We start from the raw sequence: 10,264 nt of genomic DNA on the forward strand, positions 1-10,264 counted from the left end.
GGTGCGCACACCCGCCTGGAAGACCTATTTTGCGATGTCGAGGCAGGCCCAGCTTACAGAATATAGCGCGAGAGGTCTTCGTCGACGGCCAGTTCGCCCAGCTGGGCATTGACGTAATCGGCATCGACCACCAGCGGGCTGTCCATATCGCCGCCCTTGAACGACGCCTCTTCCAGAAGGCGCTCCATCACGGTGTGCAAGCGCCGTGCGCCGATGTTCTCGGTGCCTTCGTTGACCTGCCAGGAGATCTCGGCGATGCGCTCGATACCATCGGCGGTGAATTCGACATCAAGGCCTTCGGTGGCCAGCAGTGCCTGGTACTGCCTGGTGAGCGAGGCCGAGGGCTCGGTCAGGATGCGCTTGAAGTCATTGGGCGTCAGCGCGTCCAGTTCCACGCGGATCGGCAGACGGCCCTGAAGCTCGGGGATCAGGTCGGACGGGCGCGACAGGTGGAAGGCGCCGGAGGCGATGAACAGGATATGGTCGGTCTTGACCATGCCGTACTTGGTGGAGACCGTCGAACCCTCGATCAGCGGCAGCAGATCCCGCTGCACGCCTTCCCGGGAGACTTCGCCACCGCTGGACTGCCCGCTGCCCTTGGCGACCTTGTCGATCTCATCGAGAAACACGATGCCGTGCTGCTCGACCGACTCCACCGCCCGGGCCTTGATCTCTTCTTCGTTGACCAGCTTGCCGGCTTCCTCGTCGCGCAGCAGTACCAATGCCTCTTTCACGGTGACGCGGCGCTGCTCGCGCTTTTGCTGACCCATGTTGGAAAACAGGCTCTGCAGCTGGCTGGTCATCTCTTCCATGCCCGGCGGGGTCATGATATCCACCCCCTGGCCCTGGGAGGAGACCTCGATGTCGATCTCCTTGTCGTCAAGCTGTCCTTCGCGCAGTTTCTTGCGAAACGACTGGCGCGTGGCGTTTTCATCGCGCGGCTTGTCTTCCTGGCCGCGGGGCGGGGGCAGCAGCGCGTCGAGCACGCGATCTTCGGCAGCGTCTTCGGCGCGGTGACCCACTTCTTCCTTGGCATGCTCGCGCACCATCTTGATGGCGGCTTCCATCAGATCGCGAATGATCGATTCGACATCGCGGCCTACGTAGCCCACTTCGGTGAACTTGGTGGCTTCGACCTTGATGAACGGGGCACGGGCGAGCTTGGCAAGCCTGCGGGCAATTTCGGTCTTGCCCACGCCGGTGGGGCCGATCATGAGAATATTCTTGGGTGTCACTTCCGGGCGCAGGTCGTCATCGAGCTGCATGCGCCGCCAGCGGTTACGCAGAGCGATCGCCACGGCGCGTTTGGCATCCTGCTGACCAATGATGTACTGATCGAGGGCGTGTACGATTTCGCGGGGTGTCATCTGGGTCATGAAAGGGGCCTCAACGGTCGTCGATGTTCAGCTCTTCGAGCGTGACGTGGTGGTTGGTAAACACACAGATGTCACCGGCGATCTGCAAAGACTTCTCGGTGATCTCACGGGCGCCGAGCTCGGTATTTTCCAGAAGCGCGCGGGCGCTGGCCTGGGCGAAGTTGCCGCCGGAACCGATGGCGATGATGCCGCGCTCGGGTTCGACGACATCGCCGTTGCCCGTAATGATCAGCGAAGCGCTGTGATCCGCGACGGCCAGAAGCGCCTCTAACCGGCGAAGTGCCCGGTCGGTGCGCCAGTCCTTGGCCAGTTCCACTGCGGCCTTGGTCAGGTGGCCCTGATATTTCTCGAGCTGTGCTTCGAAGCGCTCGAACAGCGTGAAAGCGTCCGCCGTGCCGCCGGCAAAGCCTGCAAGTACCTTGCCCCGGTAGAGGCGGCGCACCTTGCTGGCATTACCCTTCATGACGGTGTTGCCAAGTGACACCTGGCCGTCGCCGGCGAGGGCGACCTGATTACCGCGGCGTACGGATACGATCGTGGTCATGGAGATGACTCCTTAAGGGAATGGCTCCCGATAACTTACCGGCCGCGTGGCGACCGCAACTAAAGCGCTTCAGCACCAAAGCACTTCAGAACTAAAGCAATTCACAACAAAATGCGGGCGGTCGATAAAAAATCAACCGCCCGCCGGGTAACGCATGCCGCTTTATCAGTTCTGCAGCTGAATCAGCAGCGGCTCGATCCCCTGGGTGGTCATCAGATCCTGGGCGCGATTCAGCTCACGAGTGTCCTCGTAAGGGCCTACCTGCACGCGGTGCCAGGTATCGCCGCTGGCCTGAACTTCGGTGATCTGGGCCAGAAGGCTCAGGTTGCGCAGTCGCCCGCGCAGCTGCTCGGCGTCACTGAGCTCCTTGAACGAAGCGGCCTGCAGCATATAGCGGTTGGGCGTGGCACTTTGTGCCGGGGCCTGCTGGGGCGCGCTTGCCTGCTCCTCCGGCCGGGTGTTGGCGGCAATCATCTGCGCGATCAGATCATCGTTTGAGGCACCGGCGTCGCCTTGCGGGTCGGTCGTCTCGGCAATGTCCGGACGGTTGACCGTCGAGGGGAGCGCCACACCCGGGGCGATGACCTCGGTTTCCGGCAGCAGCGTGTAGAACTCGAAGGTCGGCATGGAGGGCTCGGCGGCGTTTTCGGTCTGGCGCGCGGCGCTTCGCTCTTCGCTTCCGGGGGGTTTGGGCAGCACCGTGGCCTGGGGCGTATCGTTCTGCTCCTGCCACGGAGCAGTGCCGTGCTGATGCTGGGCCAGAAAGAAGCCGGCCGCGACCCCCGCGAGTGCCCAGAGCCAGCCCGGCAGTCTTATGCCCGAACCCGACGCCTTAGGCGCTCTGCGCTGGCTGGTGGCCCCGCGGCGGGTCGGCCGTTTGCGCGCTCGAGCCATGGTTTACATCTCCTCTGGGGCGCTAACCCCCATAAGATCAAGACCGTTACGCAGCACCTGGCGGGTGGCAAGACCCAGCGCCAGACGCGCGTTACGCAGTGAGTCGTCGTCGACCATTACCTTGACCGCGTTATAGCAGGTGTGAAAATCGCCGGCCAGATCCAGCAGGTACTGGGACACCTGCTGGGGCTCACGCGCACGCGCTGCCAGCTCGACGACTTCCGGATAGCGCGCCAGGCGGTTGAGGACGGCTTTCTCCTGATCGCTGTCCAGCAGTGCCAGATGGGAGAGAGCCAGATCGTAGTCGAATGCCTTGTTGTCGTTTTCCACCCTGCGCAGCATGCTGCACACCCGGGCGTGGGCGTACTGGATGTAGTAGACCGGGTTGTCGTTGGACTGCGAGCGCGCCAGGTCGATATCGAAGGTGAGCTGGGAATCCGCCCGACGTGCAGCCAGGAAAAAGCGCGTGGCATCGCGGCCCACTTCGTCGATCAAATCGCGAAGCGTGACGTAGCTGCCCGCTCGCTTGGAGAGCTTTACCTCCACACCGCTTCGGGTCACCATCACCATCTGGTGCAGCACGTAGTCCGGATAGCCCTGGGGGATACCTGCCTGCAGCGCCTGAAGCCCAGCACGTACCCGGGTCACGGTGGAGTGGTGATCCGCACCTTGCTCGTTGATCACGGTCTTGAAGCCGCGCTGCCACTTGTTGTGGTGGTAGGCCACATCGGGCAGGAAATAGGTGTAGCCGCCATCCCTCTTGCGCATCACCCGGTCCTTGTCATCACCAAAGTCGGTGGTACGCAGCCACATCGCCCCGTCTTCTTCATAGGTGTGGCCGTTTTCGACCAGTGCCTTGACGGTTTCCTCGACGCTACCCTTCTCGTAAAGCGACGATTCCAGAAAATAGACATCGAATGCCACGCCGAAGGCCTTGAGGTCCAGGTCCTGCTCGCGGCGAAGCCAGGCCACCGCAAACGCCTGAATGGCATCGAGGTCATCCGGGTCGGCCTGACCGGTCACTTCCCGGTCATCGGCCGTCACGGTCTTGCCCGCCAGGTAGTCGTCGGCAACGTCCTTGATGTAGTCACCCCGGTAGCCATCGGCGGGCCAGCTTTCATCCTCCGGTCCCAGGCCCTTGGCCCGGGCCTGGACCGACAGCGCCAGATTCTGGATCTGGGCGCCGGCGTCGTTGTAGTAGAACTCGCGGGTGACATCGAACCCCGTGGCTTCCAGCAGCCGGCACAGGCAGTCACCGATGGCAGCCCCCCGGCCATGGCCCACGTGCAAGGGCCCGGTGGGGTTGGCAGAGACGAATTCCACCTGCACCTTCTCGCCTTGACCGACCAGGCTTCGTCCGAACGCATCGCCGCCATCCAGCACCTGGGCAATGATCTGTGCGGCGGCATCGACGGCGGCGAAAAAGTTGATAAAGCCGGGCCCGGCGATCTCGGTCCTGGCGATGGCATCGCTTTGCGGCAGGGCCTGGATGATCGCCTCGGCAAGCTCGCGGGGCTTCATGCCAGCGGGCTTGGCAAGCGTCAGCGCCAGATTGGTGGCGTAATCACCGTGGGCTTTATCTTTGGTGGGGTCGATCTTGATCGCCGGGGTCAGGTCTTCGGGCAGCACGCCTTGGTGCTTCAGCGCGTCAACCGCGCCTTGTAGCAAAGAAGTAATCGTCTCTTTCATTTGAATATCCGGAATTCTCGATGGCGGCGTGTGCGTATAAACCGGCTGTAAAGTGCCAATCACAGCGGCAAAACGGCCATTATCGGCAATTAGCGCCCAGTTTCAAAGCCGTATTGCGTATGTCGGACGCCGGGGCCGAGCAAGTGATCGCTCAAGAGAGCGTTTGTGGATCGATATCGATCGACCAGCGCACGCTTCGCGCCTCGCGATGGGCGTCCAGCCACTGGACCAGCCAGTTGGCCGCGGCGTGGCGCTGACTGCGCTTGTCGGCGGCCAGCATCACGTGAATATGGTAGCGGTTCTGGCGCCGCTCCATGGGGGCGGGCACCGGTCCCAGGCAGCGTGCCTGGACGCCTGTTTCCTTCAGCCACTGCCTGAGTGCCTGAGCGGCCGCCTGGGCCAGCGCCAGGGCGGCCTGCTCCTGAGGGCTTTCCAGGCGTAACAGCGCCATGAAGCCGAACGGGGGAAGTTTGGCCAGACGGCGCTCCTCGAGCAGGTCCCGGGCCAGCGCTGCGTAGCCGTGCTCGGCAAGCTTGCCCAGGTGCGGGTCGTCCGGATGCAGGGTCTGCACGAGTACTCGTCCTGGGTGGGCGGCGCGCCCGGCCCGGCCCGCTACCTGCTCCAGAAGCTGGGCGCTATGCTCGAGGGCGCGGAAATCGGCGCTGTAGAGCCCGCCGTCGGCGTTGATGACGATCACCAGGGTGACGTGGGGCAGGTGGTGGCCCTTGGCCAGCATCTGGGTGCCGACCAGAATACACGGCTCGCCGCGGTGAACCTCCTTGAGCACCTGATCGAAGCTGTCCTTGCGCCGGGTGCTGTCCCGGTCGATGCGATGGATCGTGGTGTCGGGGAAAAGCCCCTGCAGGGTCTCTTCGGTGCGCTCGGTACCCGAGCCGAGCGCGCGCAGATCGCCGCTGCCGCACTCGGGGCAGGCATCCGGAAGCGCCCGACGGCTGTCGCAGTGGTGGCAGGCCAGAAGCGGTGGCTGGCGGTGAAGGGTCATGCGCGCATCGCACTGGTGGCAGTCCGCCATCCAGCCGCAGCCATGACAGGCAAGACGCGGCGCGAAGCCGCGCCGATTGATGAACACCAGCACCTGCTTGCCCGCCTCGAGCGTTGACTGGATGGCCTTGATCGCGCCGGGCAAGAGCCCACCCTGGCGGCGCTGGTGGCGAAGGTCAACAAGCTCCAGCTTCGCCGGCGGATGGCGGCTGGGGCGCTGGGTCAGACGCAGGTGACGATAGTGGCCGGAAAGCGCCTGCTGCAGGCTTTCCAGCGACGGCGTGGCGCTTCCCAGCAGAAGTGGTATCTGATGATGATGGGCGCGAGCGACGGCCAGGTCGCGTGCGTGGTAGCGAAGCCCGTCGTGTTGCTTGTAGGAGCCATCGTGCTCCTCATCGACAATGATGGCGCCGGGCCGTGCCAGCGGCGTGAAGATGGCCGAGCGGGTGCCGATCACGATCAGCGCCCGTCCATCGGCGGCGGCCTCCCAGGCGTCCATGCGCTCGGCATCGTTGAGCCCTGAATGAAGCGCCACCACGGCTACCTTGAAGCGGCTTTTAAAGCGCGCGAGTGTCTGCGGGGTCAGGCCGATTTCCGGCACCAGTACCAGCGACTGCTTGCCCTTGGCGGCGATGGCTTCGATCAATTGCAGGTAAATTTCGGTCTTGCCACTCCCCGTTACCCCTTCCAGCAGGCAAGGGTGATAGCCGTCCAGATTTTCGTGAAGGGCAGCCAACGCGCTTGCCTGCTCCCGGTTGAGCGGAAGTGCTGGCGAGGCCAGAAGCCCATGCGGTGGCGCGCCGCCTGCCTGGCGCGCCACCTCGAAGGAAGTCGCCAGGCCCTTGCGTGCCAGGGCGTTGAGCTGTTCCTTGGCGTAGCCATGAGCGCTGATGGCGCGCAGGGGTAGGCCGTGAGCGTGCTGGCGCAAAAGCGCGTAGAGCGCGGCCTGTCTGGGGGCGTTCTTGAGGGACGCCGCGTCTTCGTCCGTGGCCTGCCATTGGGTGTAGGTGCGCCCGGCCATGGGGTGGCCCTGCCTGAGCCTTGCCGGCATGGCAAGCTGCATGGTGTCGCCCAGGCTGTGCTGGTAGTAGCGCGCGGTAAAGTGGCAAAGCCACAGCCAGTCCGCGGGCAGCGGCGCCTCATCGAGCACGTCGCTGATGGGTTTGAGCTTGTTCGCGGGCAGGGCGCTTTTCTCAAGCGTTGCGATGACGACACCGACGACTTCGCGGCGGCCAAAGGGAACGCGCACGCGAAGCCCCGGCTGCCAGCCACCGCTTGGCATCTGACGGGCCGGCAGATAGTCGAACAGCTGGCGTAGCGGTGAGGGAAGCGCCACCTGAAGCGCGCCGGGGGCCTTGGGTGGCGAGGCAGCGGTGTCTGAAGAAAAAGTGTCGGGCAATTGGCCTCCGGCGTAAAATATTGCTAGAATATGCGCCCGCTTTGCTTTTTACCATCGAAGCGGGTAACCGGTTAGCAGTTATTTCAACCCCATATGCGGTGCCTGGCAACGGATCAGGTGGCGGCATAAGTATGAGAGGTTCACGATGAAACAAGGTATCCACCCGAATTACAACACGGTCGCCGCGACGTGTTCTTGTGGCAACACTTTCCAGGTCGGTTCTACTTCTGGTCAGGACTTCTCTCTGGACGTGTGCTCCAACTGCCACCCGTTCTACACGGGCAAGCAGAAACAAGCGACCACCGGTGGCCGCGTAGAACGCTTCAACAAGCGTTTTGGCGCTGCCATCAAGCGCGGTTGATAGCTCGCTTGCCGGCACTCTGGTGCCGGATGCCAAGAACCCACGCCAAGGCGTGGGTTTTTTTATGGGCGCTGAAAAGTGAAATCAATTTCCAATATTGCTGCTTTGCATCAATAAGCAAAGCATTATAGCCGGGCGTGTCAGGTATAAGTTGCAGCAAATGATGGCTAAAATCGACGAAAATGTTTTCAAGTGAGGCAAAAGTGACGGTTTTGCCAGGCGGTTGACGGCGCGCTTGAGTCGCCGGGGGTTTTTCTATACTCTTGAGCCATAGATCTACTTTAGGCTAACGGAACCCCTATCATGACAGACGCCAACAAGCAGGCAGCACTTGATTATCACGCCAAACCCATCCCTGGAAAGCTTTCGGTCGAGTTAACCAAGTCCACCGCTACCGCTCGGGATCTGTCGCTTGCCTACAGCCCAGGCGTGGCCGAGCCCGTACGCGAGATCGCCCGCGATGCGGAGAATGCCTACCGCTATACCGGCAAGGGTAACCTGGTCGCCGTGATTTCCGATGGCAGCGCCATTTTAGGCCTTGGCAATCTGGGGCCGCTTGCCAGCAAGCCGGTAATGGAAGGCAAGGGTGTGCTGTTCAAGTGCTTTGCGGGCATCAACTCGGTGGACATCGAAGTGGACGCCGAGTCGCCCAAGGATTTCATCGATACCGTGGCGCGTATTGCCGATACCTGGGGCGGCATCAACCTGGAAGACATCAAGGCACCGGAGTGCTTCGAGATCGAAAAGGCGCTGATCGAGCGCTGCTCGATTCCGGTCTTCCACGATGACCAGCACGGCACGGCGATCGTCACCGCCGCAGGCATGTTGAACGCCCTCGATATTGCCGAAAAGCGTATCGAAGACGTCAAGATTGTCTGCATGGGCGCAGGTGCTGCGGCGATTGCCTGCATGCGCCTGTTGATTTCCTGCGGCGCCAAAGCGGAAAACCTGGTGATGCTCGACCGGCGCGGGGTGATTCACACCGAGCGCGACGGCATCAACGAGTACAAGGCGGAGTTCGCCCGCGACACCGATATGCGCACCCTCGATGACGCCATCGACGGCGCCGATGTGTTCATCGGTCTGTCAGGTCCCGGGCTTTTAGGTGCCGATCAGGTGAAGAAGATGGCGGCTGACCCGATCATTTTCGCCTGCACCAACCCGGACCCGGAGATTCACCCGGACGTGGCCCGCGAGGCGCGCCCGGACGTGATCATGGCCACCGGCCGCTCGGACTTCCCCAACCAGGTCAACAACGTGTTGGGCTTTCCGTTCATCTTCCGTGGGGCTCTAGATGTGCGCGCCACGCGCATCAACGAGGCGATGAAGCTCGCCGCGGTGCACGCACTGAAAGACCTGGCCCGGGAGCCGGTACCGGAGGAGGTGTTGAACGCCTACGAGCTCACCGAAATGAGCTTTGGTCGCGACTACATCATTCCCACCCCGGTCGATGTGCGCCTTTTGGAGCGTGTCTCTTCCGCGGTGGCCCAGGCCGCCGTGGACTCGGGGGTGGCCCGCAAGCCTTACCCGGCGCATTACCCGCTGAAAACCATCAACAACGTTTACGGCGGCTAAGCGCTGAAACGATTAAAAAAGCCCGCTGCGAGCGGGCTTTTTCGTGAATAGCGTGCGCGCGCTACTCTGCATAGCGTGTTAGTCCTTCTTGCGCTGTGGAGGCGACCAGTCGGCCCTGGCGGTTGAAAATGTGTCCGCGAGCCAGGCCGCGGGCGTTGCCGGCCCAGGGCGAATCGATCGAGTAGAAAAGCCACTCGTCCAGACGGGTATCCTCGTGAAGCCACAGTGCATGATCCAGGCTTGCGATACGCAGCTTCGGGTCCCCGAATTCGACGCCATGCGGGATCAGTCCGGTACTCAACAGGTTGAAATCCGAGGAGTAGGAAAGCAGGTGGCGGTGAAGTGCCGGGTCGTCGGGTAGCTCTCCGGAAATGCGAAACCACAGCCCCCGGCCGGCGGGGGCGTCGAGGGTCGGATTGTGGTCCAGGTGCAAGAACTCGATCGGGTGGCCGGGAAAGCGCTCGTGCTTGACGTTGCCTTCCTCGATCAGCGTTTCGGGGCTTGGCACGTCGGGCATGGTAATCTGGTGGTTGAACCCCGCCTCTTCGCTTTGAAAGGACGCGCTGCAGAAAAAGATCGGGCGCCCCTTTTGGATCGCCGTCACCCGGCGGGTGGTGAAACTTCCGCCGTCGCGGACGTTATCAACCTGGTACACCACCGGGCGATGCGGGTCGCCAGGGCGTAGAAAATAACCGTGCTGGGAGTGGGGATGGCGCGTTTTCTCGACGGTACGGGCGGCGGCGGCGAGCGCCTGGCCCAGCACCTGCCCGCCGTAAAGCTGGGGGAAGCCCAGGTCCTGGCTCTGGCCGCGAAACAGCGTCTCCTCTAGCGTTTCCAGTTCCAGTAGATTCAACAGCGTCTTCAGGGCGTCGTTCATTCTCGGTATCCTATGGCATTTCGCCGCTTTATCGATCTGGCTACCTTAACGGAGTTCGCCTCAATGCGCAGCGATGAATTTTACATGTATCGCGCCCTGGATCAGGCGCATCTGGCGGCAACGGCGGGGGAGGTGCCCGTGGGGGCGGTGGTGGTCGATGCCGACGGCGATATCGTCGGCGCCGGTCATAACGCCCCGGTGGCCAACTGCGATCCCTGCGGCCACGCGGAAATTCGTGCGCTGCGTCAAGCCGGGCTTGCGCTGGGCAATTACCGCCTTGACGGCTGCACTCTGTATGTCACATTAGAGCCCTGTATGATGTGCGCGGGTGCGATGGTGCATGCGCGCATCAGGCGCCTGGTGTACGCCACCGCCGAGCCGCGTGCCGGCATGGTGGAGTCGAAGGCGAACCTGCTCGCTCAGCCCTGGTTCAACCATCAGGTGGAGATACACTCGGGTGTGCTCGCCGGCGCCTCCCGAAAGCTTTTGAAAGCGTTTTTTGCCCGCCGGCGCTAGCCGGCCGTCAGGGCGAAGTACTCGCCAAGGA

General features: G+C 62.7%; 9 protein-coding genes. 3 read left to right on the forward strand and 6 right to left on the reverse strand.

Going from position 1 to position 10,264, the window contains the following annotated elements:
* Window positions 1-53: 53 nt before the first annotated feature.
* From hslU to ACWF8S_RS02775, 5 genes are all read right to left on the reverse strand, one after another.
* Window positions 54-1,376, reverse strand: coding sequence for an ATP-dependent protease ATPase subunit HslU (gene hslU, locus ACWF8S_RS02755; protein ID WP_447555296.1), 1,323 nt, complete (start codon window positions 1,374-1,376; stop codon window positions 54-56).
* Window positions 1,377-1,386: 10 nt separating this feature from the next.
* A complete protein-coding gene (hslV, locus tag ACWF8S_RS02760; protein ID WP_252106241.1) occupies window positions 1,387-1,920 on the reverse strand; it encodes an ATP-dependent protease subunit HslV in 534 nt (177 codons plus the stop codon).
* 165 nt (window positions 1,921-2,085) lie between these two features.
* Window positions 2,086-2,814 (reverse strand): SPOR domain-containing protein, encoded by a 729-nt coding sequence (locus tag ACWF8S_RS02765; protein WP_447555297.1) that lies wholly within the window; start codon window positions 2,812-2,814, stop codon window positions 2,086-2,088.
* A gap of 3 nt (window positions 2,815-2,817) precedes the next feature.
* Entirely contained in the window at window positions 2,818-4,503 is a 1,686-nt protein-coding gene (gene argS, locus ACWF8S_RS02770) for an arginine--tRNA ligase (protein WP_447555298.1), read from the reverse strand.
* Window positions 4,504-4,654: 151 nt separating this feature from the next.
* On the reverse strand, window positions 4,655-6,904 hold the full coding sequence (locus ACWF8S_RS02775) for a primosomal protein N' (protein ID WP_447555299.1): 2,250 nt from the start codon (window positions 6,902-6,904) through the stop codon (window positions 4,655-4,657).
* A 145-nt stretch (window positions 6,905-7,049) separates the two neighbouring features.
* Here ACWF8S_RS02775 and rpmE point away from each other — a divergent pair, with 145 nt between their 5' ends.
* Both rpmE and ACWF8S_RS02785 read left to right on the forward strand, forming a co-directional pair.
* Entirely contained in the window at window positions 7,050-7,265 is a 216-nt protein-coding gene (gene rpmE, locus ACWF8S_RS02780) for a 50S ribosomal protein L31 (protein ID WP_447555300.1), read from the forward strand.
* 303 nt (window positions 7,266-7,568) lie between these two features.
* Window positions 7,569-8,840: a malic enzyme-like NAD(P)-binding protein gene (locus ACWF8S_RS02785; protein WP_447555302.1), complete on the forward strand. Its 1,272-nt coding sequence runs from the start codon at window positions 7,569-7,571 to the stop codon at window positions 8,838-8,840.
* Between the two features lie 61 nt (window positions 8,841-8,901).
* Here the strand turns inward: ACWF8S_RS02785 and ACWF8S_RS02790 are convergent, their stop codons facing one another.
* Entirely contained in the window at window positions 8,902-9,717 is an 816-nt protein-coding gene (locus ACWF8S_RS02790; protein ID WP_447555303.1) for an acyl-CoA thioesterase, read from the reverse strand.
* 63 nt (window positions 9,718-9,780) lie between these two features.
* On the opposite strand from ACWF8S_RS02790, the gene tadA reads away from it, so the two are divergent.
* Window positions 9,781-10,233, forward strand: coding sequence for a tRNA adenosine(34) deaminase TadA (gene tadA / locus ACWF8S_RS02795; RefSeq protein WP_447555304.1), 453 nt, complete (start codon window positions 9,781-9,783; stop codon window positions 10,231-10,233).
* Window positions 10,234-10,264: the final 31 nt, after the last annotated feature.

The sequence above is a fragment of the Vreelandella xerophytica genome (assembly GCF_968048975.1).